General features: G+C 73.5%; 26 protein-coding genes and 1 tRNA gene. 9 read left to right on the top strand and 18 right to left on the bottom strand.

All coding sequences use genetic code 11. The annotated features are described in order from the left end of the window. Positions 1 to 33 precede the first annotated feature (33 nt). The 9 genes from L3X23_RS36665 to L3X23_RS21470 form a co-directional block, all read right to left on the bottom strand. On the bottom strand, positions 34 to 555 hold the full coding sequence (locus L3X23_RS36665) for a DUF5994 family protein (RefSeq protein ID WP_374204887.1): 522 nt from the start codon (positions 553 to 555) through the stop codon (positions 34 to 36). A 157-nt stretch (positions 556 to 712) separates the two neighbouring features. After that, positions 713 to 1198, bottom strand: coding sequence for a DUF1269 domain-containing protein (locus L3X23_RS21505; protein ID WP_237194022.1), 486 nt, complete (start codon positions 1196 to 1198; stop codon positions 713 to 715). 80 nt (positions 1199 to 1278) lie between these two features. Next, positions 1279 to 1485: a hypothetical protein gene (locus L3X23_RS21500; RefSeq protein WP_237194020.1), complete on the bottom strand. Its 207-nt coding sequence runs from the start codon at positions 1483 to 1485 to the stop codon at positions 1279 to 1281. Beyond that, on the bottom strand, positions 1482 to 2603 hold the full coding sequence (locus tag L3X23_RS21495) for an AI-2E family transporter (protein WP_237194018.1): 1122 nt from the start codon (positions 2601 to 2603) through the stop codon (positions 1482 to 1484). The genes L3X23_RS21500 and L3X23_RS21495 overlap by 4 nt, the downstream gene beginning before the upstream one ends. After that, the gene (locus L3X23_RS21490) at positions 2600 to 3502 is read right to left on the bottom strand and encodes a YhjD/YihY/BrkB family envelope integrity protein (RefSeq protein WP_237194017.1); all 903 of its coding nucleotides are present in this window, start codon (positions 3500 to 3502) and stop codon (positions 2600 to 2602) included. Before L3X23_RS21490 ends, L3X23_RS21495 begins: the two co-directional genes overlap by 4 nt. Next, entirely contained in the window at positions 3503 to 3667 is a 165-nt protein-coding gene (locus tag L3X23_RS21485; protein ID WP_237194015.1) for a hypothetical protein, read from the bottom strand. Beyond that, positions 3667 to 4917: a basic amino acid/polyamine antiporter gene (locus L3X23_RS21480; protein ID WP_237194013.1), complete on the bottom strand. Its 1251-nt coding sequence runs from the start codon at positions 4915 to 4917 to the stop codon at positions 3667 to 3669. Before L3X23_RS21480 ends, L3X23_RS21485 begins: the two co-directional genes overlap by 1 nt. Continuing rightward, positions 4914 to 5405, bottom strand: coding sequence for a hypothetical protein (locus L3X23_RS21475; RefSeq protein ID WP_237194011.1), 492 nt, complete (start codon positions 5403 to 5405; stop codon positions 4914 to 4916). The genes L3X23_RS21480 and L3X23_RS21475 overlap by 4 nt, the downstream gene beginning before the upstream one ends. Before the next feature lie 61 nt (positions 5406 to 5466). After that, the gene (locus L3X23_RS21470) at positions 5467 to 8085 is read right to left on the bottom strand and encodes a LuxR C-terminal-related transcriptional regulator (RefSeq protein WP_237194009.1); all 2619 of its coding nucleotides are present in this window, start codon (positions 8083 to 8085) and stop codon (positions 5467 to 5469) included. Positions 8086 to 8240: 155 nt separating this feature from the next. On the opposite strand from L3X23_RS21470, the gene L3X23_RS21465 reads away from it, so the two are divergent. The 5 genes from L3X23_RS21465 (at position 8241) to L3X23_RS21445 (ending at position 12262) form a co-directional block, all read left to right on the top strand. Next, positions 8241 to 9491, top strand: coding sequence for an arginine deiminase (locus tag L3X23_RS21465; RefSeq protein ID WP_237194007.1), 1251 nt, complete (start codon positions 8241 to 8243; stop codon positions 9489 to 9491). Beyond that, entirely contained in the window at positions 9492 to 10175 is a 684-nt protein-coding gene (locus L3X23_RS21460) for a MarC family protein (protein ID WP_237194005.1), read from the top strand. After that, entirely contained in the window at positions 10172 to 10594 is a 423-nt protein-coding gene (locus tag L3X23_RS21455; protein ID WP_237194003.1) for a DUF6325 family protein, read from the top strand. Before L3X23_RS21460 ends, L3X23_RS21455 begins: the two co-directional genes overlap by 4 nt. Further along, positions 10591 to 10905, top strand: coding sequence for an SHOCT domain-containing protein (locus tag L3X23_RS21450; RefSeq protein WP_237194001.1), 315 nt, complete (start codon positions 10591 to 10593; stop codon positions 10903 to 10905). Before L3X23_RS21455 ends, L3X23_RS21450 begins: the two co-directional genes overlap by 4 nt. 118 nt (positions 10906 to 11023) lie before the next feature. Next, a complete protein-coding gene (locus L3X23_RS21445) occupies positions 11024 to 12262 on the top strand; it encodes an amidohydrolase (protein ID WP_237193999.1) in 1239 nt (412 codons plus the stop codon). A gap of 63 nt (positions 12263 to 12325) precedes the next feature. On the opposite strand, the gene L3X23_RS21440 is transcribed toward L3X23_RS21445, so the two are convergent. From L3X23_RS21440 to L3X23_RS21430, 3 genes are all read right to left on the bottom strand, one after another. Beyond that, positions 12326 to 12691 (bottom strand): DUF5615 family PIN-like protein, encoded by a 366-nt coding sequence (locus L3X23_RS21440; protein WP_237193997.1) that lies wholly within the window; start codon positions 12689 to 12691, stop codon positions 12326 to 12328. Next, positions 12688 to 12918 (bottom strand): DUF433 domain-containing protein, encoded by a 231-nt coding sequence (locus tag L3X23_RS21435; RefSeq protein ID WP_237193994.1) that lies wholly within the window; start codon positions 12916 to 12918, stop codon positions 12688 to 12690. Before L3X23_RS21435 ends, L3X23_RS21440 begins: the two co-directional genes overlap by 4 nt. Before the next feature lie 226 nt (positions 12919 to 13144). Next, positions 13145 to 13217: transfer RNA gene (locus L3X23_RS21430), tRNA-Arg, on the bottom strand. Positions 13218 to 13672: 455 nt separating this feature from the next. Here L3X23_RS21430 and L3X23_RS21425 point away from each other — a divergent pair. Next, positions 13673 to 14728 (top strand): erythromycin esterase family protein, encoded by a 1056-nt coding sequence (locus L3X23_RS21425; protein ID WP_237193992.1) that lies wholly within the window; start codon positions 13673 to 13675, stop codon positions 14726 to 14728. Between the two features lie 48 nt (positions 14729 to 14776). Here the strand turns inward: L3X23_RS21425 and L3X23_RS21420 are convergent, their stop codons facing one another. Next, complete coding sequence (locus L3X23_RS21420; RefSeq protein WP_237193990.1) at positions 14777 to 17164, bottom strand: MMPL family transporter; 2388 nt, start codon at positions 17162 to 17164, stop codon at positions 14777 to 14779. Further along, positions 17164 to 17781: a TetR/AcrR family transcriptional regulator gene (locus L3X23_RS21415; RefSeq protein WP_237193988.1), complete on the bottom strand. Its 618-nt coding sequence runs from the start codon at positions 17779 to 17781 to the stop codon at positions 17164 to 17166. Before L3X23_RS21415 ends, L3X23_RS21420 begins: the two co-directional genes overlap by 1 nt. Positions 17782 to 17905: 124 nt before the next feature. Here L3X23_RS21415 and L3X23_RS21410 point away from each other — a divergent pair, with 124 nt between their 5' ends. Continuing rightward, positions 17906 to 19072 carry an MFS transporter gene (locus tag L3X23_RS21410; protein WP_093084770.1) on the top strand — a complete coding sequence of 389 codons (1167 nt, stop codon included), beginning with the start codon at positions 17906 to 17908 and terminating at the stop codon, positions 19070 to 19072. Here the strand turns inward: L3X23_RS21410 and L3X23_RS21405 are convergent. Then, positions 19026 to 20162 carry a metallophosphoesterase gene (locus L3X23_RS21405; RefSeq protein ID WP_237193986.1) on the bottom strand — a complete coding sequence of 379 codons (1137 nt, stop codon included), beginning with the start codon at positions 20160 to 20162 and terminating at the stop codon, positions 19026 to 19028. The two genes, L3X23_RS21410 and L3X23_RS21405, sit on opposite strands and share 47 nt — an antisense overlap. 49 nt (positions 20163 to 20211) lie before the next feature. On the opposite strand from L3X23_RS21405, the gene L3X23_RS21400 reads away from it, so the two are divergent. Together L3X23_RS21400 and L3X23_RS21395 are read left to right on the top strand one after the other, a co-directional pair. Beyond that, complete coding sequence (locus L3X23_RS21400) at positions 20212 to 20907, top strand: response regulator transcription factor (protein ID WP_237193984.1); 696 nt, start codon at positions 20212 to 20214, stop codon at positions 20905 to 20907. Continuing rightward, positions 20904 to 22295 (top strand): HAMP domain-containing sensor histidine kinase, encoded by a 1392-nt coding sequence (locus L3X23_RS21395; protein ID WP_237193982.1) that lies wholly within the window; start codon positions 20904 to 20906, stop codon positions 22293 to 22295. The genes L3X23_RS21400 and L3X23_RS21395 overlap by 4 nt, the downstream gene beginning before the upstream one ends. Here the strand turns inward: L3X23_RS21395 and L3X23_RS21390 are convergent. From L3X23_RS21390 to L3X23_RS21380, 3 genes are read right to left on the bottom strand one after another with little or no spacing between them, the layout of a single operon-like run. Continuing rightward, positions 22278 to 22667, bottom strand: a complete 390-nt coding sequence (locus L3X23_RS21390) for a VOC family protein (protein WP_093084778.1) — start codon at positions 22665 to 22667, stop codon at positions 22278 to 22280. The two genes, L3X23_RS21395 and L3X23_RS21390, sit on opposite strands and share 18 nt — an antisense overlap. Continuing rightward, on the bottom strand, positions 22664 to 23332 hold the full coding sequence (locus tag L3X23_RS21385) for an SRPBCC domain-containing protein (protein WP_237193980.1): 669 nt from the start codon (positions 23330 to 23332) through the stop codon (positions 22664 to 22666). The genes L3X23_RS21390 and L3X23_RS21385 overlap by 4 nt, the downstream gene beginning before the upstream one ends. After that, the gene (locus L3X23_RS21380; protein ID WP_237193978.1) at positions 23329 to 23952 is read right to left on the bottom strand and encodes a helix-turn-helix domain-containing protein; all 624 of its coding nucleotides are present in this window, start codon (positions 23950 to 23952) and stop codon (positions 23329 to 23331) included. Before L3X23_RS21380 ends, L3X23_RS21385 begins: the two co-directional genes overlap by 4 nt. Positions 23953 to 23980: the final 28 nt, after the last annotated feature.

Here is a 23980-nt window from a genome sequence, read left to right as displayed (position 1 = left end):
CCCACCGGGGTCGACGTCGTCGCCGAGCTGCCGTCAGGGCTGCCTCTGCAGCGGGGTCGTCTCGCAACGAGCAGCCGGCACGGCCGTGTATGCCGGAGTCCGGGTCAGCGCCTGCCCGAACGGGTGTAACAGCTCGGACGTTCCCAAGCGGTGTCCGTGGACGAGGACGGCCGCGAGTATGTCCGCCGCCCTCATCTCCCCGGTCCGAGGGGGCAGGATCAGCAGGGTTCGGCCGCCGTGCGAACCCTGAACCCGCACCGTGTGCCGGCCGGCCGACGCGCTCATCGCGACCGGACCGGCCGCGGACCGCAGCCGGTCGGCCTCGCTCCAGTCCGCAGGGTGGAAACCGACCCGGGTCAGGGTGCCGAGCACCTGGGCGAGGGGGCCCATCAGAGACGGGAGCTCCGACGCCAGCACGCAGGTCCGAGGCCACCACGCCCCATCGATCCTCCCGGTCGCAGGTCCGCCGCGCAGCCTCACCCGCGGCGGTTCCGGCCGGTCGTCGAGCCCGGCGTCCACAACGGAGGGACGCACGGCGGTGGTCGTCGACGTCATGTCGATGCTCCGGATCCCCGGGACGCAGGGCCCGGCACAGCCGCTCATCGACAACGACCCGGGCTCCGACGCCCAGGCGCGGAATGCTCCCGACGGGGTGACGTTACACCGCTGAGCCGCGCTGTGTGGGCAGCGTGAACCCGTGGTACACCGGTCGTCAGTCGGCGAAGACCTCGCGCAGCTGCTGCTCCTGCTCGGTGCTGAGGTTGGTGAACAGCAGCTCGGCGGGGACGCCCTCGAAGGCCTCGGCGATCCGGTCCTGCACCGCGCCGGAGCTGAGCACGAACAGGGCCGAGGTGCCGGGGGTGACCTGTTCGCGCGTCTTCTTGATGAACTCGTCGTCGATCCCGTAGTCGGAGAGCTTGCCGGTCAGCGCTCCCGCGGCGGCGCCGATCGCCGCGCCGAGCAGGGGCATCAGGAAGATCAGGCCGAAGAGCATGCCCCAGAACATGCCGCCGAGCGCGCCCGCCCCCGCGAGGTCGTGGAGCTGGCGGGTCTTGGGCTTCTTGGCGCCGTCCTTCCAGGACACGGTGGCGGCGTCGTGCACGGTGATCAGCTGCTTCTGGGCGAGCCCGGAGAGGGTCGTGACGGCGTCGTCGGCGCCGGTCGAGGTCGGGAAGCGCCAGACGGTGAGCGTGGACATGGGTCCTCCTGGTCGGGTTGCGGAGGCGTCAGCGTCTCCGCGCGGGCCGACCGCGGGCCTCCCGCACGGCGGGTGAGAGTTCAGTCCTCGACCCGCTGCACCGCGACGACCTCCAGACCGAGGTCCTGGATGAGGGCGAGCAGCCCGTGCAGGTGGGCGTCGTCGACAAGGGTGCCGCGGACGATGGTCTCCGGCGGGGCGTCGGCGACAGTCAGGCCTTCGAAGGCCTCTCGGGTGCCCGGGGCGAGATGCCCGGCGATGCGGAGCTCGTAGCGGTGCGACGTCATCGTTCCTCCGTTCCGAGGGCCCGCGGGTCCGGAGCCGCGGGCGGCTCGGCGGGTGTGTCGGGGACCGGCTCGGGGGCCGGTTCGGGGGCCGGTTCGGGGACCTTGCTCGCGAGGAGGGCGTCGAGCCACTGCGCCCGGGGGTCGGCGTCGACGAGCAGCACCTTGACGAGCAGGGTCAAGGGCACGGCGAGGACGGCGCCGAGGGGGCCGAGCAGCCAGCCCCAGAAGACCAGCCCGACGAGGGTCACCGACACCGAGAGACCGACGGCGTCCCCGACGAACTTGGGTTGGACGACCGAGGTGAGCACGAAGTTGACCACCAGGAACACGGCCACCACGACGAGGGCGCTGCTCCATCCCCCGGTGAGCAGCGCGAGCAGCACCGGGGGCACCAGCCCGATCCAGAACCCGATGTAGGGGATGTAGTTGGTGATGAACACCAGCACGCCCCAGAGCAGCGCCAGCGGCACCCCGAGCAGGCTCAGGATCACCGCGTCGACGAGGCCGGTCACCAGCCCGACGATCGTGGTGACCACCAGGAACCGGCGGGTGCCGACGGCGAACTCGCGCAGTGCCACCGCGACGTGCGGCCTGCTCGCCGCCACCGCCTGCATCCGCGGCCCCGCCCCCGAGGCCTCGATGCCGAGGAAGAGCAACAGCGACAGCAGGAACACCAGGTTCCCGGCGAGCCCGGTGAGGCCCGCGAGCAACCCGGTGGCCAGCCCGACGAGCCGGCCTGCGTCGATCCCGGCGGCGAGCGCACGCAGCTGCTCCACCCCGATCCCGAACCGGCCGAGGAGGGCCAGCCCGGAGTCGACGACCGCGCCGAACTCGGCGGCGTACCCGGGGAGGACGGTCGCCAGCCGGGCCAGCGAGTAGACGATCACCGCCGACAGGACCAGGAGGACCAGGTAGATCGCGACGACGAGCAGGGCGACGGCGAGCCATCGTGGCGCACCTGCCCGGAGCAGGCGTCCGTGGAGGGGATGCACCATGATCACCAGGACGAGGGCCAGGAAGACCGGCCCGATCAGCCAGGACGCCGCGGCGGTGCCTGCGGCGATCACCACGGCGGCGGCCAGGGTCAGGAGCACGCTGGTCGCGCGGGGCAGGGTCATCGGGGCTCCGTGGTCGGCGCGGCGATCGGTTCACCGGGCTCGGTGGGGTCGTCATGCTCCGTGGGGTCGGCTGCCGGAGACCTCACCCCGGGCGGAGGAGAAGTCGCCAGCCAGGCCGCCAGCGAGAGCAGCACCCGGGCCCCGGCGAACAGGAAGGCCAACACGGCCAGCACGGAGCTGAACACCCCCACCGCACCGGACGTCGCCCCGACCACCACGGTGGTGAGCACGGTGATCACCTCGAGGACCACCGCCCCGACGGCGGCGACGGGGGCGACCCGCCGCAGCGGCAGCATCCGCCCGGGGAGCCTGCCGAGCAGCCCGGTGAGGACCGCCCACGAGATCGTGATGCCGAGCAGGACCCCCACCGCCGTCGCGAGGGCTCCGGGCACGAAGCGGTCGAGCCCGCCCGCGACGGTCACCGTGGCCGCGACGGACAGCGGCAGCGCCACCAGCAGCATCAGCAGCGACCCGAGATCTCGCAGCAGCCGCCGCGGGGACGCGGGCGGGCGGATCGGCAGCTCCCACATCGCCGCGATCGCCTCGCGGACGACGGCGATCCACGCCGTTCCGGCCCAGAGGGCGGCGACCGTGCCGATCGAGGCGACCGGCGCTCGGCTGGCCACCGCGGACTCCACCACCGGCCGGACGACCTCGGCGACCGCGGCCGGGAACGCGCCGACCAGCTGGTACTCCAGCTCGGCCAGGAGGTCCGGCCGGGCGTGGAACAGGAAGCCCGCTGCCGAGAACAGCACCATGAGCAGGGGGGCCGCCGCGATCACCGTCGCGAAGGCGACCGCGGAGGCGAGGTGGTTGCCGCGCTGGGCGAGGTAGCGCCGCCCGGCCCGACGCACCCGGACGGTGGCGGGCAGCGCGGCGACCCGCTCGCGGAGGCTCATCTAGATGATGATCCAGCCTGTCGCCAGTCCGACGATCCCGGCGATGGCCCCGAGCGTGACCAGCGCGGCCAGCCCCCACTCGACGGGGGTGAACGCCCGGAGGCCCTGCTCGCGACGGGCGCGGACGTAGAGCAGGGTCCCGGGGGCGTAGACGATGCAGGACATCAGCAGTACTCGGGACCCGCGGCGACCACGAGGAACACCGTGTACACGGTGGCGAGCACCGCGACGACGACCTGCCGCACGGGTCCGCCGATGCGGACGGCGTAGGCGGCGGCGAGCAGGTAGGGGATCAGCGAGAGCGAGGTGCAGAGCTTGAGGGTGAAGGTGAACGCGTCGTCGGAGAAGAGGGTGAGCAGCAGCACGACCTGGCTGAGCCCGCTGGTCAGCAGCAGTGCCGGGGCGGGCACGTCCTTCGCGTTGACGCGGGCGAGGAAGCGGGGCATGTCGGAGTTGCGGGCGGCGGCGAAGAGGACCTCGCCCGCCATGAGCGTCCAGGCCAGATAGGCGCCCAGCACCGAGACGACCACTCCGATGCTGATGAACGCCGCGCCCCAGGGCCCGACCACGGACTCCAAGACCCCGGCGACGGACGGTTGCCGCAGCCCGGCCAGCTCGCCGCGGGGGAGCACGCCGTAGGACAACAGCGACACGGACGCGAACAGGGCCAGCACCGACAGGAAGCCGACGACCGTGGCCCGGCCGACGTCCTCGCGGCGCTTCGCGTAGCGCGAGTAGACGCTGGCGCCCTCGACGCCGAGGAAGACGAACACGGTGACCAGCATCGTCGAGAGGATCTGGGAGCCCAGCCCCTCGCTGTAGCCCTGGCCGCCCGCGAAGTTGGCCGCGAACACGTCGGCCTTCAGGGCGAACACGAGGATGACGACGAAGGTGACCAGCGGGACGATCTTGGCGATCGTGACGATCGTGTTGATGCCGGTGGCCTCGCGGACCCCGCGCAGGATCAGCAGCGCGAACGCCCAGAGCCCGACCGAGGAGATCGCGACGGCGAGGAGGGTGTCTCCCTCGCCCAGCGCGGGGAACACCGCGCCGAGGGTCGACTTGATCAGCACCCAGTAGGTCACGTTGCCCACGCAGGCGCTGGCCCAGTAACCGAACGCGGACAGGAAGCCGGGGTAGTCGCCGAACCCGGCCTTGGCGTAGGCGTAGACGCCGGCGTCGAGCTCGGGCCTGCGCAGCGCGAGGTTCTGGAAGACGAACGCCAGCATGAGCATCCCGGCGCCGGCGATCGCCCAGGCGAGGAGCGCGCCGAGGCCGCCGGTGGTCTGGGCGAAGTTGCGGGGCAGGGAGAACACCCCGGCCCCCACCATGGACCCGACGACCATCGCGGTCAGGGCGGGCAGCGCCAGGGTCGCGGTCGAGCTGCGCTGCTCAGCACCCGTGTCCCCGCTCACCGGGACCGGACCACCGGGTCGCTGGAGACCTGGGCCGGGACGGCGAGGACGATCTCCTCGCCCGTGTCGAGCCGGAACGCCACCGGCAGGGTGGTCCCCGCGGTCAGCCGGGCGGCCAGACCGTCGACCTCGAACCGGGAGGCGTCCTGTTCCTGCATCGAGCGGGTCTCGCCCGGGTCCAGGGCGATCGCGACCCGGTCCTGGGCCCCGTCCGCGCCGACGAGCGAGACGGCGGCGGCGCCGGTGCTGGACACCCCGGTGACGGTGACGCGGTCGGCCCCGCGGTTCACCAGCGTCAGGTGCAGCGGGACCCGTGCGCCGGGCTGCCAGCCCTCGCGCGGCGGTGTCGCCAGGTGGACGTGGAGGAGCTGCAGGTCGCCGACCTGCCCGTAGTTGCTGTCCCGGGTCTTGAGGAACTCGCCGGTCTGCACCGCGCAGCCCGTCGCGAGGAACGCGACCAGGGCGAGTCCAATGACCCACCCGGTCACATCGGTAGCGCGACGCCTGTCGCGGCCCTGCGGTCGTCGGTTCACCCGCGGACGATGGCCGTCACGGGCGCGGGGGACCGTCACCCCCGGCGGGGGAGATCTCGCGAAGCAGGCCCAGCCGGGCCGCCGCGTCGACGGCGTCCCGGCGCGACGCCGCTCCGAGCTTGGTGTACAGCGCCTTGACGTGGGTCTTCACCGTGTTCGGGGAGATCCCGAGTTCTCGAGCGATCTCGGCGAGCGGGCGCAGGGAGGGCAGGTGGAGCAGGACCGCGTGTTCGCGCGCGGTCAGCGCCGGGAGCGCGTCCGCCCCGCGGCGCTCACGTTCCGCCAACGCCTCCGCGGCGAGCTCGTCCAGGTCGCCGAGTACGCCCAGGCGCGCTCGCATGAGGTCGGCGACGGCGGTGGGCACGGTGACGAGCGGCCGCAGGACGCCGACCTCGTCGGCCGTGCGCAGCGCGGCGGTCAGTGCCCGCTCGGCCCGGGCCCGCCGCCCGGTGGCCAGCGCGATCGCGCAGTCCAGCAGCCGGGCCTCGGCCGGGGTCCAGGACAGCTCGGCGGGGACGGAATCGTCCAGGACCGGGCGGAGCAGTCGCTCCGCCGCATCGAAGCGGCTGATCCCGGCCGGACCGGCGGCACGCATGACGGCGAGCTCGGCGGTGCCCTCGAGCCGGGCGGCCGACCACGAGACCACCGACTGCGCCTCGTCGCGGCGACCGAGCTGCACGGCCATCCGGTGCGCGAGCATCGCCACCAGCGCCAACTGCTCGGTCCGGGCCCGTTCCACGACCGTGGTGGTGCGCGCGCGGTGCATCAGGTCGGCGGCGGGCTCCCGGCGGCCGAGGTCGAAGCGGGCGGCGGCGCGCAGGGCGTCGATGAACGGCGTCAGGACGAGGGCGGGACCCAACCGAGCCACGAACAGGTCCGCTCGGAGGAGCCCGTCCAGGGTCTCCTCCGGCAGGCAGCGCATCAGCGCGGCGTAGGCACTGAGCACGGCGGCGAGGGCGGCTCCGTCGGTGTCCTCCCATCGTCCTGTGCTCGTACCGAGGGCCGCCGCCGACCGCGCGAGGTCCGCCATCTCGTCGAACCCACCGCGCAGGCCGGTCGCCGCAGCGAGCACCGCAGTGGCCCTGGCCCTCCCGAAGTCGTCGACCCGCCCGTCGTCGAGCACCGGGCGGATCAGGCGCTCGGCCTCGTCGGCCCGACCCGCCGCGATGGCGGACTCGGCGGCGAGCAACCGGTCCGACCAGGTGCCGCGCAGTCCGGCGAAGCCGACGGACTCCGCATGCCCACCATGGAACAGCCGGTCCTCGGTCAAGGCGAGGCGGGTTCGGGCGAGGGCCAGGACGGCGGCGGGGTCGTCGTCGGTGGAGCCCGCGATCAGTGCACCGGCCCGGTCGATCGCGTGCCGGGCCGCGTCCAGCTCGCCGCGGGTGAGATGGGCGAGGGCGAGCACCGCCAGCAGCGTGGCGTCGCGGTCGGGGACGGCCTCCATCGCGGCGAGCACCGCGGCCCCGTGCCCGCCCTCGACGAGCTCGACGCCGGTCTCGCGCAACAGCGCCGCCAAGGCGGGCACGTCCCGGGCGGCGCGGAGATGGCGGACCGCCTCCTCGGGAAGCCCGTGGTCGAGGTACCAGCCCGCGGCCCGCTGGTGCAGCTCCGTGACCCGCTGCGGGCGGGTGCGGCGCAGGCTCGCCTGCATGTGGGAGCGCAGCAGCGGATGCACCCGGTACTGCGCCCTGCCCGGTCCGTAGGCGGTGACCAGGCCGGAACCGTGTTCGAGGGCATCGAGCTCGGCGACCCCTTCCGCGCTTCCGGACAGGGCGGCGACCAGCGAGGACGGCAGCTGGTCGCCGATGCTGACCGCGTGGAGCACCTCCACGGTGGACGGGGGCAGCCGCTCCAGGACCTCGGTGACGAGGTAGTCCGCGATGGCGCGGTCGTTGCCCGCCAGGTCGGCGAGGTAGGCGTCGGCGTCGTCCGCCTCGGCGAGGGACCGGGCGGCGAGCCGGACGCCCGCGGGCCAGCCCCCGGTCTGCTGCACGAGGACCTCGAGCTGCGACGCGGTGAGCCGCACGCCGAGCTTGTCGAGGAGCGCCGCGGCCTCGCCCGGGTCCATCGCCAGGTCGATGGCCCGTAGCTCGTGCAGCCGCCCGTCGAGCCGCAGCCGTCCGAGGTGCAACCGAGGGTCCCGTCGGCTGAGCATGATGAGCCGGACCGTGGGCGGCAGCCGTCTGACCAGGTGTTCCACGACCACACGGGAGCCGGGGGGTGGCTCGTGCACGTCGTCGAGGACGAGGGTCACCGGGCGTGGGAGGACGCGCAGCGCCGAGTCGACGGCGGCGACGAAGGACGCGTTCGCGGTCGGCGACCCGGGCACGACGAGCGACTGCAGCGGGTTGTCCGGCCCGACCACCGAGGACAGGGCTGCGAGCACGCCGGACCAGAGCCGGGACTCGTCGTCCGCGCCGTCGAGGGACAGCCAGGCGACCTCGCCGCGATGGGCGGCGGCGAACTCCGCCAGCACCGTCGTCTTGCCGTGTCCGGCGGGTGCACTGACCAGGACGACCGGGGCGTCGTCTCCGTCCAGCGCCGCGACGAGCCGTGGCCGGTGGACGTGGAGCGGGGACAACCGGGGGACGGCCAGCTTCGCCGACACGATCCGTGCTTTTCCGTCGAGCATCAGTGCCTCCGCGGCCCGCTTCTTGAGCCGCTGGTTGGTCGGTATGTCGGGAAGCGGCGTTACCGCCGCGAGTCCTCCCCCGCTACGGGTGAGCCCCGGACTCCACCGGACCTTCCACGATCGGCGCGCCCACCCCCTGTCCGAGGAGCACCCCTGTGAGCACAGCCCTCCCCTCTGCCGGCTACGGAGTCCACTCCGAGGTGGGCGCCCTCCGCAAGGTCCTCGTCTGTGCCCCGGGGCGGGCCCACGAGCGGCTCACGCCGTCCAACTGCGACGACCTGCTCTTCGACGACGTCCTGTGGGTGCAGAACGCCCGGCGCGACCACTTCGACTTCATGGCCAAGATGCGCGCCCAGGGCGTCGAGGTGGTGGAGCTGCACAACCTGCTGGCCGAGACCATGGACATCCCCGAGGCGCGGACCTGGCTGCTGGACCGCAAGATCGTCGCGAACGAGGTCGGCCTGGGCCTGGTCGCCGAGACCCGTGCCTTCCTCGACGAGCTCGACTCGCGCGCGCTGGCCGAGTTCCTGATCGGCGGGCTGTCGACCCGCGATCTGCCCGCGGACTTCCGGCCCGGCTACCTGGCGCTGGCCCGGGAGTCGACCGGCGTCACCGAGTACCTGATGCCGCCGCTGCCCAACACGCTCTACACCCGCGACACCACCTGCTGGCTCTACGGCGGCCTCACCCTCAACCCGCTGTACTGGCCCGCCCGGCACGACGAGACCCTGCTGATGAAGGCGCTCTACACCTTCCACCCGGACTTCGTCGGCTCGTCGGTGTGGTGGGGCGATCCCGAGCAGGAGTGGGGCCTGGCCACCATCGAGGGCGGGGACGTGATGCCCATCGGCAACGGCGCCGTCGCGATCGGGATGAGCGAGCGCACCTCCCGGCAGGGCATCACCCAGCTGGCTGCGGCGTTGTTCGAGGCGGGCGCGGCGAACCGGGTGATCGTGGCGGGGATGCCGAAGCTGCGGGCGGCGATGCACCTGGACACCGTGTTCACCTTCGCCGACCGGGACATCGCGACGGCCTACCTCGACATCGTCGACGGCATCCACACCTTCTCGCTGCGGCCCGGCGACAAGGAGCCGGTCGAGGTGACCGAGGAGAAGCGGTCGTTCACCGAGACCGTCGCGGACGCGCTGAACCTCTCCGAGCTGCGGGTGATCGGCACGGGCGGGGACGAGTACGCGGGCGAGCGCCAGCAGTGGGACAGCGCGAACAACCTGGTCGCGGCCTCGCCCGGCGTGGTGTTCGCCTACGACCGCAACACCACGACCAACGCGCTGCTGCGCAAGGCGGGTGTCGAGGTGATCGAGATCGTCGGGGCGGAGCTCGGGCGCGGACGCGGCGGCGGGCACTGCATGACCTGCCCGATCGTCCGTGACGCCGTGGAGTTCTAGGTGAACCTCGCGGGCGAGCCGTGGGTGCTGTTCCTCGCGCTGTTCGCGCTCTACAGCCCGCTGGCGGCACTCTCCTCGTACTTCCCGATCGTCTCGAAGCTGACCGGGCGCGACCAGTTCCGGCTCGCCGTCGCCCTCTTCCTCAACGTCACGATCTTCGGGCTGGCCGCGTTGTGGGTCGGCGAGCCCCTGCTCGAGCTCCTGGGCATCAGCACGGCCGCGCTCACCGTGGTGGGTGGGATCGCACTGCTGTACGAGGGAATCCCGCTGATGCGGGGGATCTCCCCTCCCCCCGAGGAGGAACCCGAACCCACCGCACACCCCGCCGACGGCGGGGGCGTCGCGGTGGCCACCACGCCGGACACGTGGCGGAAGTACGCCTTCGTACCGGTCACGTTCCCCTTGACCGTCGGCGGCACCACCTTCGCGTTCTTCGTCGCGGCCCGCGCCGACGCCACCTCCGTGCTCGACGTCGTCGGGCTCTCGATCGCGGGAGTCTGCTACGCGGCGGTGACCGGGGCGACCCTCTACGCCTCGGCCCACGTGCAACGCCGGGCGAGGCCGGCCACCCAGGCGTTCCTGGAGCGGATCGCGGGGATCCTGCTGACCGCGATCGCCGTGATGATCGCGACGAGCGGGGGGACCCGGCTCGTCGTCGAGGTACTGGAAGGACTCGGGAGATGACCGTCGGACCTGTCGAATGGGTGGCGCTCGCCTTCCCCGGTGACACCGTCGACCCCGCCGTCGTGCCGGCGATGGCGCGGCTCGTCGAGGCGGGGGCCGTGCGGATCCTGGACCTGGTGATCGTGTCCCACAGCGACTCGGGCGAGGTCCGGGTCAGTGAGTACGACGAAGCCCCGGAGCCGCTCCGGTCCGCCCTCGACGTTCTCGACGGCGACGTCCTCGACCTGGTCGGGGAGGTCGACCTGCCGGTGATCGCGGCCGAGCTCGCGCCCGGCAGCACCGCCCTGGTCGTGGTGTGGGAGAGCCGGTGGGCCGCCGAGTTGGCGCAGGCCGTCGTCGCGGCGGGCGGCGAGCTGTTCACCCACGACCGCATCCCGCGGGACACCGTGCTGGCCGCTCTGGACGGGGTGACGTCGTGAGGCGGCTCGGACGCGGCAGGCGCGGACCCGGCCTGCTCGGCACGATGGCCCGCACGGCGGTGATCGCCGGAACGGCCACCGCGGTCTCGGGCACGGTCGCGGCGGGCCAGGAGGCGGCGGCACGGGATCGGGCGGAGCTCCACGCCCGGCGGGCGGCGGACGTCGGGGCGGCCTCGGCCGCCCAGCCGCCCGCCCCCCAGTCCGTCGACGAGATGCTCGACCGGCTGACCCGCCTCGGCGAGCTCCGCGCGGCCGGGATCCTGGCCGAGGAGGAGTTCGCCGCACAGAAGGCGCGGATCGTCGGAGCCTGATCCCGCCCGAGGCCGAGACAGCGCACTCGCAAACCCCCACCCGACCATCCTGGAGCGCCGCCGTGGACCGACTTCCCAGGAGCCACCGTGATCGTCGGTGCTCCTCTACTCTCGCGCCGTGACCGAGAAGGCGCCGCAGGCGCTCGTGGATCTCTACCGCGATCTGCACACTCATCCCGAGCTGTCGTTCGCCGAGACCCGCACCGCCGCCGTCGTGGCCGCCCGGCTGCGCGCCCTCGGCGCCGAGGTCTCGGAGGGGGTGGGGAGGACCGGGGTCGTCGGTGTCCTGCGCAACGGAGACGGCCCCACCGCCCTGCTGCGCGCGGACATGGACGGCCTGCCGATGCTCGAGGCGACCGGTCTGCCCTACGCCAGCACGGCGCGCGGGACCGACCCGGACGGGAACGACGTCCCGGTGGCCCACTCGTGCGGGCACGACATGCACGTGACCTGCCTGCTCGGTGCGCTCCAGGAGCTCGCCACGGACCGGGCGGCGTGGCGGGGCACCGTGCTGGCGGTGTTCCAGCCCGCCGAGGAGATCGGGCAGGGCGCCCAGGCCATGATCGACGACGGCCTGTTCGACCGGTTCCCGGTGCCGGTGGTGGTGCTCGGCCAGCACGTCGCGCCCCTGCCCGCCGGGTGCCTGGCGATCCGCTCCGGACCGGCGTTCGCCGCGGCGGACGCCGTCCGCGTCGTGCTGCACGGCCGCGGGGGCCACGGGTCCCGACCCGAGACGACGGTCGACCCCGTCGTCATGGCCGCCGCGACGGTGATGCGCCTGCAGACGATCACCTCGCGGGAGATCTCCGGCACCGACACCGCCATCGTGACCGTGGGTGCCCTGCGCGCCGGGACCAAGGAGAACATCATTCCGGACGACGCCGAGCTGCTGATCAGCGTGCGCAGCTTCGAGCCCGAGGTCCGTCGCCGCACCCTCGACGCGATCACCCGGATCGCGAACGCCGAGGCCGCCGCCTCGGGCGCGCCGCAGCCCCCGGACATCACGACGCCCTACGGCTTCCCCGCCGTGGTGAACGAACCGAGCGCGGTCGAGCGCACCAGGCCGGCGCTGGAGGCCGTCGTCGGCGCCGCGCGGGTCTTCGATCCCGGCCTGGTCACCGGCAGCGAGGACGTCGGCATGCTGGCCACCGCCGCCGGTGCGCCGTGCGTGTACTGGCTGCTCGGCGGCGCCGACCCCGCCGCCTTCGCCGGCGCGGGTTCCCAGGCCGAGCTCATCGCCCGGGTGGCGCAGCAGCCGTCCAACCACTCCCCGCTGTACGCCCCGGTGATCGAACCCACGCTCACGGTCGGGGTGCGTGCGCTCGTCGCCGCGACGCAGGAGTGGTTGCCCGCCTGACGCGTTCCCGACCGGCAGGCCAGATCAACCGCTCCCACGCTGATCAGTCGAGGGGGTGTGGACTCACAGTGGTAGCCGACGCACGCGCATCGTCTCCTCGCCGATGACGAGGACGCAGCCGGCGTCGAGGTCGTCGGTGACGAGGGGGAGGTTGGCGACGAGGATGTCGGCCATCTCCTCGACGCGCTTGTTTGCGACCCGCCGCACAAGCACGACGGACGGCCCGGTCGCATGGGAGGCGGCGAGGAGCGCGCCGAAGTCGGTGTCGGCGCTGACGAGGATGCGGTGATCGTCGCGTGCCGTCTGGAGGACCTCGGGATCCAAGGCAGCGCGCAGCCCCAACGCACTGATGTGGACGACGTCCCATCCCTCGCGGACGAGGATCTCGCCGAGTCGCGCCGACAGGTTGTTGTCGAGCAGCAGCCTCATGCAGGGTGGCGCAGCGGAATGGAGCGCTCGCGGAGTGCTTCTGCGGCGTAGCGAAGGGCCTCCGCGACGTCCTCAGGAGTGAGGTCGGGCAGGTCCGTGCAGATCTCGTCGACGGTCATCCCGTCGGCGACCATTGACACCACCGTCGCGACGGGGATGCGCAGCCCACGGATCGTCGGCACCCCGCCCATGAGGTCGGGAATTACGGTGATCCGGTTGAACGCCATGGCGACAGGATAGTGCTCGGCGGTGTCGGCGCAGGCGAGCTCGACGCCCAGCGGCGCCGACGCTGGTGTCGCCCGCGGACCGGTCGCCGTCGCTCGGCGGAACATACTTGTGGGTGCGTCAGAGCGGGTGCTCGCCCAGTAGGGCTGTCCCCCGGCGCCCAGTGGATTCGCTCCCATCTGGCTCCCACGCCCGAGAACAAGATCGTCCGCACCCATGCTGACCTTGTGCCCCCGGCAGGATTCGAACCTGCGACACCCGCTTTAGGAGAGCGGTGCTCTATCCCCTGAGCTACGAGGGCCTGCGGTGAGCCTACCGTGGCTTTCTCCTGCTCCTCCCCGCGCCCTTCGGGGGCCTGGGGCACATCCGGCGCGGGGTCGGGAGGTGAGGCAGAAGGGTGGCCTGCCGGGTCCAGGAGGACGCGCCACCGCCCGTCGCCGGGTTGATGGTCCGGTGTGGCCGCGCCGAGTCGCGGGCCGACTCTGCGAGCCCATCGATGTCGTCGGCGCGGAAGTCGAGGTGCAGCTGCGTCCTGACCAGGCCGATGCGGGGCCCGGTATCGGTCGACCTTCTGCAACCCCAGTGCACGATCGGCTCCTCGGGGTCGGCAAGCCTCTCCGGAGCCGCGCGGGCGGACCGTGCTCGGCAGGGACGCCGTCGTCGTACTCGTGTCCGCTCTCCGAACCGTGTTGCGGTGTGTTTGCGCCGGCGGTCGGGGCGTCGCGGGATCCGGGTGGGGCCGGCTAGCGTCGGATCGTGATCGTCGAGCAGGTGGTGCGGTTCGTCTCCGGGCGGCGTGCGCGGGTGGTCGCGATGGGGGAGCCGATGCACGGGCCGGAGGCCTTCCCGGCCCTGCGCAACGCCATCCTGGAGGCGCTGCCGGACTGCGCGGCGGTGGCCATCGAGTCGGACTCCTTGGCGGGGTTGGCCATCGACGAGTTCGTCCGGGGTGGGCCCGGTGACCTCGACGAGGTGGTGGGCGGGCTGAGTCCGGCCTTCCGGGGGATCGCGGCGAACCGGGCGTTGATCGCCGGGCTCCGGGAGTCGCGGGGCGTGCGGTTCGCGGCGATCGACGTGCCGGTGGGGTTTCGCGGCGGGGAGAGTCCGCGGCGGTCCGCGCGGCTGCTGCACGAGGCCGCGGGACGGCCCGGGACCTGGGCACGCCTCGACGCCCTGATCGGAGACGACGATCTCTGGACGCGGCCGATCGCCGTCCCCGCCGAGCTGCGCGACCTGGCGGCGGAGCTGGTCTGGCGGATGCAGGTCGCGCTGCCGGAGGTCGATCCCGGAGCGGCCCGGGCCGGGGAGCTCGCCGCCCGCACCGTCGGCGGCCTGCTCGCGTATCACGCCGCCGTCTCGGGGGGTGGGTTGTCCGCACAGGAGCGACTGGTCACCGGACTCGGGATCCGGGACCGGGCGATGGCCGAGAACGTGTTCACCCTCGAGCGCACGGCGGGCCAGGTCCTGCTGTTCGCGCACAACGAGCATGTGCGGCGCGGGCGGGCGCGCGTGGACTGGGACGGCCTGGACCTGCGATGGACCTCCGCCGGAGCCCACCTCGCCCATTCCTTCGGGGCCCGCTACGTCGTGTTCGCGACGGCCGTCGGCACGGCCCCCGACCACGGCGTCGGCGAACCGCCGCCCGGCACCCTGGAGGGCCTGCTCGCGCGCGATCCCACGCCACGGCTGGTGCCGACGAGCGAGATCGACACGACCGGGCTGGTGCGGCGCCCGTCGCAGCCGGGCTACCTCTCCCTGGACCCGGCCACCCTGACGGACGCGGACGCGGTGCTGTTCCTGCCGACGGTCTGACCCCTCGTGCGCGGCGATAGTCGCTCCGGCGACTATCGCCGCGCACGGTCAGGCGTCGACGCGGTCCGGGGCGCCCTCGCTCTCGGAGCGGGGGTCCGGGATCTCGGGCGACGGGTGGCGACGCTCGAGGGAGGCACCCTCCACGTCGACGTCGGGCAGGATGCGGTCGAGCCACCGGGGCAGCCACCACGCCGCGTCGCCCGCGAGGTGCATGACCGCCGGGATGATCAGCATCCGGACGACGAACGCGTCGAGCAGGACGCCGATCGCCAGGCCGAAGCCCATCGGCCGGACCATCGCGAGGTGGGAGAACACGAACCCACCGAACACCGAGAACATGATGATCGCGGCGGCGGTGACCACGGCGCGGCCCGCGTGCAGGCCCTCCATGACCGCGTGGCGGGCAGGCGTCCCGTGCGCGAACGCCTCCCGCATGCCGGACACCAGGAACAGCTGGTAGTCCATGGCGAGTCCGAAGAGGACGCCGACCAGGATCGTCGGGAGGAAGTTCAGCACCGGGCCCGGGTCGTGGACGCCGAAGACGCCGCCCAGCCACCCCCACTGGTAGATCGCGACCACCGCGCCCATGGCGGCGAAGTAGGACAGGACGAACCCGACCGTCGCGGTGACCGGCACCAGGATGGAGCGGAACACCAGGATCATGATCAGCAGGGACAGCCCGACGACGACCCCGAGGTAGAGCGGCAGCGCGGCGGCCAGCTTGGCCGAGATGTCGATGTTGCCCGACGGCACGCCCGCGACCGCGAACCCGTCGGCGCGCAGGGTGTCGACGAGCTGCTCGGTCGACTCGGCGGTCGGCCCCTGGTCGGGGACGACCTGGTAGACGGTGAAGTCCGCGGTGGCGGCGATCTGGGCGACGCCCGCCACGTCCGGCACCGCGCCGATGGCGGAGGCCACCGCGACCTGCGACGCGGGGTCGACCGGCCCGTCCGCGACGACGACCAGGGTGCCGTTCTGGCCCGCCCCGAACTTCTCGGCCACCACCGAGTACGCCTGGTACTGCGTGGAGTCCTGCGGCTCCGAGGACCCGTCCGGCAGGCCGAGGCGCAGCGACAACGCGGGCAGTGCGACGACCACGAGCAGGCCGATCCCGACGACCGTCCGCACGACGGCGCTGCGCGTGCGCATCGGGGGGACCGGTGCGGCGTGCGCGCTGGACCGGGTGCCGCGGACCTTGCGCGGCAGCACCCGCAGGCCGAGCAGGGAGAGCAGTGCGGGGGTGAGCGTGACGGCGACGAGCACCGCGATCGCGACGCACCCCGCGGCGACGGTGCCCATCATGCCGAGGAACGGGATGCCGGTGACGTTGAGCGCGGCGAGCGCGATCACGACGGTGAACCCCGCGAACACGACGGCGTTGCCGGACGTGCCGTTGGCCAGCGCGATCGAGTCCTCCACCGCCATGCCCGCCCGGAGCTGCCTGCGGTGTCGGTTGAGGATGAACAGCGAGTAGTCGATGCCGACGGCGAGGCCGAGCATGAGGCCCAGGATCGGCGTCACGGACGTCATGTCGACGACGCCGGACAGCGCCATCGCCCCGGCCACGCCCACCCCGACCCCGATGAGCGCGGTCAGGATGGGCAGCCCGGCCGCGAGCAGCGTGCCGAGCATGACCACCAGCACGATCCCGGCGATCACCACGCCGATGATCTCGCCGGGGCCCGCCAGCCCGTCGACGCTCTGGGTGAGCTCGGAGGACACGTCGACCACGACGCCCGGGATGTCGGTGCCCCGCACCGCGGCCACGACCGCGTCCTTGGTCGCGGTCGTCACCTCCATCTGCGGGGCGGTGAACGCGACGGTGGCGATCGCGGCGCTGCCGTCGGCCGAGACGGTGCGGATGCCCTCGGCCAGGCGCAGCTGCGTCTCGCCGAGCTCGATCTGCGGGGCCTGGGCGGCGAGCTGGGCGCGGCCCGCGTCGATCTGCTGCTGCTGCGGGGCGAGCGCGGCGGCAGGCGCCCCGGCGGCGCGGGCGGCGTCGAGCTGGGCCTGGCCCGCGTCGAGCTGGGCCCGCGCCTGGTCGAGCTGGGCCCGTCCGGCCGCGAGCTGCTGCGCGCCCTGCTCGCGCTGCGCGGCGATCGCGAAGGGGTCGACCACCTGGCGGACGCCCTCGACCTGCCCGGCGCGGGCCAGCACGGCGGAGATCTCCTGGCGCTGCGCCGCGGTGAACGGCGAGCCGTCCGCGGTGTGCAGCACGACCAGCCCGACGCCGCCACCCGCCTCGGGCAGCTCGGCCGACAGTCGCTGCGAGACCTCGTCCGTCGGGGTGCCGGGGATCGTGATCGCGGTGGTCAGCGAGCCGCCGAACAGCGCGAACCCGGCCACCGCCGCGGCCAGCAGGGCGATCCACGCGGCCACGACCCGCCAGGCGTGGCGGGCCGAGAACCGGCCGAGGCGGTGGAGGAGTTCAGCCATCAGAAGGCCTTTCGCAGGGTCGAGACGAGGTGGTCGAGCAGGCGGTCCCATTCCGCCCGGGCGGCGGCGTCGTCGGTGGCGCCGGTGCGCTCCCACCAGTGCCCGTGCAGGACGAGCACCCCGGAGAGCAGGGCTCCGACGGCGAGCTCGACGTCGAGCCGGTCGACGGTGGGGTAGCGCTCGGTCGCGGCGGCGCTCAGGTGCCGGGTGCAGCGGCCGAAGGCGGTCTCGACGAAACCGCGGACGCGGGGGTCGTCGTGGTGGCCGCCGAGCGCGCGGGTGAGGTAGGCCATCGGGCCGACGAGGTCGGTGACCCGCATGGCGCCGACGACGTCGTCGACCACGGCCTTGATCGTCGGCGCGCCCGGGGGAGCGGCGGCGGCCGCGGCGAGGAAGCCGTCGACCAGCACGTCGAGCACCTCGGTGCAGGCGGCGAGCAGGATCTCGTCGAGCGTGGCGAAGTGGTTGAACACCGTCCGCCGGGAGACACCGGCCCGTTCGGCCACGGTGTCGACCGTCAGCCCTTCGGGGCCGTGCCTGCTCGTGAGGGCCAATGCGGCGTCGATCAGGGCACGGTGCGTGCGCGCCTTCTGCGCATCACGCGCCACGGAGGTCACCCGATCGAGCGTAGAAGCCTCGTTGCACTGAGTGCAACGAGACGCGCGACACCCCGCGGAAGGCTTTGAAGCGCTTTAGAGTTGCACTGGTCGTCTCCGTTCCCGGATCAGTGAGGACAGTGCCGTGCGGCTCCCGCTGCTCGTGCTGGCCCTGGGCGCCTTCGCGCTCGGGACCGGCGAGTTCACCGTGATGGGGCTGCTGCCGCAGGTCGCCTCCGACCTGGCGATCAGCATCCCCCAGGCGGGCAACCTCGTGTCCGCGTACGCGATCGGCGTCGTCGTGGGCGCCCCGCTGCTGATCGCCGCGGCCACCCGGCTGCCGCGCCGACAGGCGCTGATCCTCACGATCGGGCTCTACGGCGTGGCCCACCTGCTGTCGGCGGTGGCGCCGAACTACCCGCTGCTACTCGTCGCCCGGTTCCTCTCCGGCCTTCCCCACGGCGCGTACTTCGGGATCGCGGCGATCGTGGCCGGGATGCTGGCCCGCCCGGAGCGACGGGCGCGCGCCATGGCGCAGGTGTTCATGGGGCTGACGGTCGCCAACATCGTCGGGGTGCCGCTGTCCACGCTGCTCGGGCAGCTCGTCGGCTGGCGCTGGACCTTCGCCCTGGTGGGGGTGATCGCGCTGGCCACCGCGGTCGCCGTCCGGTTCGTGGTGCCGGACGTCCGGCCCGACGGCGAGCCCGCTCGGCTCGCCGACGAGCTCCGCGCGCTGACCCGGCGCCCGGTCTGGATGAGCCTGGCCGTCGCGGTCGTCGGCGGCGCGGCGCTGTTCACCAGCTACAGCTACATCGCGCCGATGCTCACCGAGGTGGCCGGCTACCCCGAGGCGGCGATCACGCTGGTCCTGGCGATGTTCGGCGTCGGGATGACCGTCGGGAACGTCATCGGCGCGCGGCTCGCCGACTGGGACCCCCTGCGGGCGATCCTCCTCGTGCTGCCGACGATCGCGGTGGTCGCGCTGGCCCTCGTGCCCGCCATGCACCACCCGGTCAGCGCGGCGATCGTCTTGTTCCTGTTCGCCATCGCCACCTTCGCGGTGCTGCCGAGCGTCCAGCTGCGCATCATCGACGGCGCCGCGGGCGCCCCGCACATGGCGGCGGGCTCGATGCACGCCGCGTTCAACCTGGCCAACGCCGCCGGGGCGTGGCTGGGCGGGGCGGCGATCGCGGCCGGCTTCGGCCTGACCTCGCCGAACGTCGTCGCCGCGGCCCTGGCGCTGCTCGGCCTGGGCATCGCGCTGATCACGGCGCGGGTGGAGCGCCGGGTGCCCGCAACGTCAGCAGCGTGATCTCCGGCGGAGACCCGACGCGCACCGGCGGGCCCCAGAACCCCAGGCCGCGGGTCACGTAGAGCCACGTCGGGCCGACCCTCGTCAGGCCGGCGAGCACCGGCTGGTCGACCAACGCGACGTGGGTCAGCGGGGTGAGCTGCCCGCCGTGCGTGTGCCCGGAGATCTGCAGGTCGACGCCCGCCCGCGCGGCCTGGTCGACCATCACCGGTTGGTGCGCGAGCAGCACCACCGGCTCGGCCGGGTCCCGTCCGGCCAGCGCCTCGTCGAGGTCGAAGCCGTGCCCGGGCACCCCGGAGGCCGCCGCGACACGGTCGTCGCACCCCGCCAGGTGCAGCACCGCGTCCCCGCGCCGCAGGGTCACCCGCTCGTTGCGCAGCACCCGGACGCCGAGGGTGGGCAGCAGGTCCACCCAGCCCGTCACCCCGGAGTAGTACTCGTGGTTGCCGGTGACGAAGTAGGTGTCCGCGACGAGGTCGCGCAGCGGTTCGGCGTAGCCGCCGATCTCGGAGGCCTGCCCGTCGACGAGGTCGCCGACCACCGCCACGACGTCCGGGCCCGCGGCGTTGAGGGTGGCGACGAACCCGCGCAGGTCCTCGGCGTCGACCAACGGCCCGAGGTGGATGTCGGAGACGGCGGCGACGGTGAAGCCGTCGAACGCGGGGTCGAGACGGTCGAGCAGCACGTCGCGGCGCTCGACCCGCGGCCGCCTCGCCTCGATCGCCCCGTACGTCACCGTGCCCACCGCCGCGACACCGGCGACGGCGGCGATCGAGCCGGAGAGGAAGCGCCTGCGCTCGGGGCTGACCCGGACGGCGGGTCGGACCAGCTCACCCACCAGCAGCGCCAGGCCGAGGTAGAGCAGCACCGCGAACCACAGGTACGCCGTGTAGTTCAGCGCGGTCGCGTACTCGATCGGCAGGACCCGGCGGGTCAGGAAGACCGCGGCGACCAGCGCGAACAACGCGCCCAGCAGGACGCCGCCCACGATCCGGGCCCGGCGGGAGCCGACGACGTCGTGCACCACCCGCTTGTAGAGGTAGAGGTGGACCAGCAGCAGGAGCGCGAGGATGCCGAGCGAGAAGCCCACCGCCGAACCCTCTCAGACGGATCTCAGACCGGCGTACCAGACTGGGCCCATGCGAATCCTCGTCGTGGACGACGACCGCTCGGTGCGCGAGTCGCTGCGTCGGTCGCTCGCCTTCAACGGCTACCAGGTCGACCTGGCGAGCGACGGCTACGGCGCCCTCGAGGCCGTCGACGCCCAGCGGCCGGACGCGATGGTCCTCGACGTGATGATGCCCCGGCTCGACGGGCTGGAGGTCTGCCGCCGGATGCGCGCGGCGGGTGACGAGCTGCCGATCCTCGTGCTCACCGCGCGGGACGCGGTGAGCGACCGGGTCGCGGGCCTCGACGCGGGCGCGGACGACTACCTGCCGAAACCCTTCGCCCTCGAGGAGCTGCTGGCCCGCCTGCGGGCGCTGCTGCGGCGCCGCTCGCTCGACGACATCGCCGCCGCGGCCCACACGCCCGCGCTGGAGTTCTCGGACCTCTCGCTGGACCCGGACACCCGCGACGTGCGGCGGGGCGAGCGGGCGATCAGCCTGACCCGCACCGAGTTCTCGCTGCTGGAGCTGCTGCTGCAGAACCCGCGCCGGGTGCTGACCAGGGCGAGCATCCTCGAGCAGGTCTGGGGCTACGACTTCCCGACGACCGGGAACGCCCTCGAGGTCTACATCGGCTACCTGCGGCGCAAGACCGAGGCGGAGGGCGAGCCGCGGCTGATCCACACCGTTCGCGGCGTCGGGTACGTGCTGCGCGAGACGCCCCCGTGACGACGGTCTCCCTGGAGCGGTTCAGCCTCCGGGCCCGGATCGGGGTCCTGGCGGCGGCGGTGGCGGCGGCCGCGGTGGTGCTGGTGTCCGCGGCGGCCTTCTTCATCGTGCGCAGCAGCATCCTCGCCACGCTCGACGACAACCTCCTCGACCGCGCGACGTCCGCGGCGCAGAGCTCCCTGGCCCGCCCCGAGCTGCTCGCGACCGTGCCGTCGGAGATCCTCGGCGCCGGGGACATCAAGGTGGCGCTGCTCTACTCCTCGGGCCTGGCCCAGTCCGCCGAGGGGCAGGCGTCCGCGCCGCCGCTGTCCGACGCGGAGCTCCAGGTCGCCCGCGGCGCGGAGACCCAGTCCGTGCGGTCGGCGGCGGGCTACCGGGTCGTCGCCGTGCAGGCGGGCGAGGGCCGCGCGCTGGTCATCGCGCAGAAGGAGGAGGCCACCCGGGCCGTGCTGGCCGAGCTGGGCACCGCGCTGCCGGTCATCGGCGGGATCGGCGTGGTGCTGGCGGGACTCGCGGGCGCCGCGGTGGCGCGGGCGGGCCTGCGGCCGGTGCAACGGCTGACCGAGGCCACCGAGCGGGTCACGGCGACCGGGCAGCTCACCCCGATCACGGTCAGCGGCTCCGACGAGCTGGCCCGGCTGAGCCAGAGCTTCAACGAGATGCTCGGCGCCCTCGCCGCCTCCCAGGAGCAGCAGCGGCGCCTCGTCGCGGACGCGGGACACGAGCTGCGCACCCCGCTGACCTCGCTGCGGACCAACCTGGAGCTGTTGTCGGCGGCCGAGCAGCCGGGGGCCCCCGCGCTGCCGCGCGAGGACCGCGAGGAGATGCTGACCGACGTCCGGGCGCAGGTCGAGGAGCTGACCCAGCTGATCGGCGACCTCACCGAGCTGGCCCGAGACGACGCACCGCAGGCGGCCCGGGAGCCGGTCGAGCTGGTCGACGTCGTCGAGCGCGCCCTGGAGCGGGTCCGCCGCCGAGCGGGCCCCGACACGGGGTTCGACGTGACGCTCGTGCCCTGGACCCTGGTCGGCGAGGCCGCGGCCCTGGAACGCGCGGTGCTGAACCTGCTGGACAACGCGGTGAAGTGGAGTCCGCCGGGTGGGCACGTGCGGCTGCGGATGGTGGCGTTGGACGACTGGACGGTCGTGATCGAGGTCGCCGACTCCGGGCCCGGCATCGCCGAGGCGGACCGGCCGCACGTCTTCGAGCGGTTCTACCGCGCCGACACCTCCCGCACGATGCCCGGTTCCGGGCTGGGGCTGGCGATCGTGCGGCAGGTCGCGGTGCGGCACGGGGGAGCGGTGTGGGCGGACAAGGCCCCCGAGGGTGGCGCGCTGCTCTGCCTGCGCCTGCCCGGCCGCCGCGCCGACCTACCAGCCCTCGGGTAGCCCGGCGCTGAGCTGCCAGGACACCCCGTACCGGTCGGTGACGAAGGCGAAGGGACCGAAGCCGTAGTCGCCGAGTGGCATCAGGGCCGCCCCGCCCTCCAGCAGGGCGCCGGTGAGCTTCTCCAGCTCCTCCGGGCCGTCACACGTCACGAACAGCGAGACGCCCGGCGTGAAGTCCCAGGCGTGCCGCACGGGCGAGTCGAACGCGCGGACCCGCTGCCCGGCGACCCGGAAGACGGCCTGCTGGACCGCGCCCTCCGGGGTGTGCAGGAGCGTGAGGACCTCGCCGTCGGCGAAGAGCCCGGTGTAGAACCGCAGGGCCTCCTCGGCCTCGCCGTTCTGGAACATGAGGAACGGTTCCAGGGTGGTCATGCCATGGCCTCCAGCCAGGTGGTCCACGTGTCCTTGATGCCCGTGGCGTCGCCCGTCTCGTGGTGACCGACCGCCAGGCACATGCCGAGCAGCGAGCGCTCGTGGAAGCGGACCAGCGCCGTGTCGGTGCGGATCCCGAGGTAGCCCTCGACGCGTCGGTCGACGACGCCGGGACCGACCGGAGTCTCGACCCGGTCGCCCTCCTGCGGGTCGTCCAGCGCGGCGAGCACGTTCCGCCAGACCTGGGAGGTCGGCGGGTGCGCGGCCACGTCCGGGCTCGGTGGCGCTTCGGCCTCGACGTAGACGGCGGGGCGGCCGGGGAAGTGCCGCAGGTACTCGGCGAGGGTGAAGAGGTAGAGATCCCACCCGAAGGCGGTCATGGTGTCCCACTCGTCCCCCCAGTCCGCCTCGCGGATGCCGCTGTGGACGAACCGCAGCACGGACGTACCGCCGCTCGCCGCCTCGACGACGTACTCGATGGCCTGGGTGCCGAACCGCTGCTCGAGCCGGTGGGGCGGGTCCTCGGTGACGCCGCCGGCGGCATCGTCCGGAGCCTCGTCGAAGGTCATGAACCACCCGGCCTGGCCCTCACGGGTCGCGATCGCCCGCCACACCTCCTCCGGCGGGGCGGGCAGGGCGATCTCGCGGCGGATCTCGAAGTTCACGACGTCTCCACGCTGGGGTGTGGGGCAGTGGGGTGTGCGGCGGTGGGGTGTGGAGCGCTGGGGTGGAGGGCCACGACGAGCCGGTGGGCCCGGCCCCCGGCCCCGGGGGCCGCCTGGTGCTTGGCGACGAGACCCCGCACGGCCACGCCCAGCTCCTCGGCGAACGCCGCCCGGTCCGCCGCCGTGGCGAAGGTGATCTCCCCGTCGATCGCGAAGGTCGCGATCCGCCGCCCTCGGGCGCCGGTGATCAGCGCACCGACCTCCCGGACCAGCCGCGCGGCCAGCGCCAGCAGCCACTGGGCGGAGAGCTTGTCCGGTTCGCGATCGGGGTCCGGGGCGACGAGCGCCCAGGCCTGCGGCGAGATGACCACGGCGGCCGCGGTGGCCTGCATGACGCGCTCGGTCATGTTGCCCTTGCGCCGCTCCTCGACCAGTTCGACGAGCCCGTGCGCCTCCAGCGCGTGCAGGTGGTAGTTGACCTTCTGCCGGGTCATGGACAGGTCCATGGCCAGGCTGGTGGCCGAGCCGGGTTCGCGCAGCGCCCCCAACAGACGGGCGCGGACGGGGTCGAGCGCCACCGCCGCGGCGGCGGGGTCCTCGATCACCGTGGTGCTCTGCATGACGACGACCGTCCCACCGACAATTAGT

The sequence above is a fragment of the Pseudonocardia sp. WMMC193 genome (genome assembly GCF_021728735.1).
Lineage (GTDB): Bacteria > Actinomycetota > Actinomycetes > Mycobacteriales > Pseudonocardiaceae > Pseudonocardia > Pseudonocardia oroxyli.
The sequence above is the reverse complement of the archived record's forward strand: the minus strand, read 5'-3'. Positions and strand labels throughout refer to the sequence as shown.

Excerpts from the sequence above, each read along its gene's own strand:
- L3X23_RS21495 (WP_237194018.1), bottom strand. The coding sequence starts at position 2,603 with ATGACCCTGCCCCGCGCGACCAGCGTGCTCCTGACCCTGGCCGCCGCC.
- L3X23_RS21485 (WP_237194015.1), bottom strand. The coding sequence starts at position 3,667 with ATGTCCTGCATCGTCTACGCCCCCGGGACCCTGCTCTACGTCCGCGCC.
- L3X23_RS21380 (WP_237193978.1), bottom strand. The coding sequence starts at position 23,952 with ATGCAGAGCACCACGGTGATCGAGGACCCCGCCGCCGCGGCGGTGGCG.
- L3X23_RS21505 (WP_237194022.1), bottom strand. The coding sequence starts at position 1,198 with ATGTCCACGCTCACCGTCTGGCGCTTCCCGACCTCGACCGGCGCCGAC.
- L3X23_RS21435 (WP_237193994.1), bottom strand. The coding sequence starts at position 12,918 with ATGGCGTTCAACCGGATCACCGTAATTCCCGACCTCATGGGCGGGGTG.
- L3X23_RS21490 (WP_237194017.1), bottom strand. The coding sequence starts at position 3,502 with ATGAGCCTCCGCGAGCGGGTCGCCGCGCTGCCCGCCACCGTCCGGGTG.
- L3X23_RS21400 (WP_237193984.1), top strand. The coding sequence starts at position 20,212 with ATGCGAATCCTCGTCGTGGACGACGACCGCTCGGTGCGCGAGTCGCTG.
- L3X23_RS21455 (WP_237194003.1), top strand. The coding sequence starts at position 10,172 with ATGACCGTCGGACCTGTCGAATGGGTGGCGCTCGCCTTCCCCGGTGAC.
- L3X23_RS36665 (WP_374204887.1), bottom strand. The coding sequence starts at position 555 with ATGACGTCGACGACCACCGCCGTGCGTCCCTCCGTTGTGGACGCCGGG.
- L3X23_RS21390 (WP_093084778.1), bottom strand. The coding sequence starts at position 22,667 with ATGACCACCCTGGAACCGTTCCTCATGTTCCAGAACGGCGAGGCCGAG.
- L3X23_RS21440 (WP_237193997.1), bottom strand. The coding sequence starts at position 12,691 with ATGAGGCTGCTGCTCGACAACAACCTGTCGGCGCGACTCGGCGAGATC.
- L3X23_RS21470 (WP_237194009.1), bottom strand. The coding sequence starts at position 8,085 with ATGCTCGACGGAAAAGCACGGATCGTGTCGGCGAAGCTGGCCGTCCCC.
- L3X23_RS21420 (WP_237193990.1), bottom strand. The coding sequence starts at position 17,164 with ATGGCTGAACTCCTCCACCGCCTCGGCCGGTTCTCGGCCCGCCACGCC.
- L3X23_RS21500 (WP_237194020.1), bottom strand. The coding sequence starts at position 1,485 with ATGACGTCGCACCGCTACGAGCTCCGCATCGCCGGGCATCTCGCCCCG.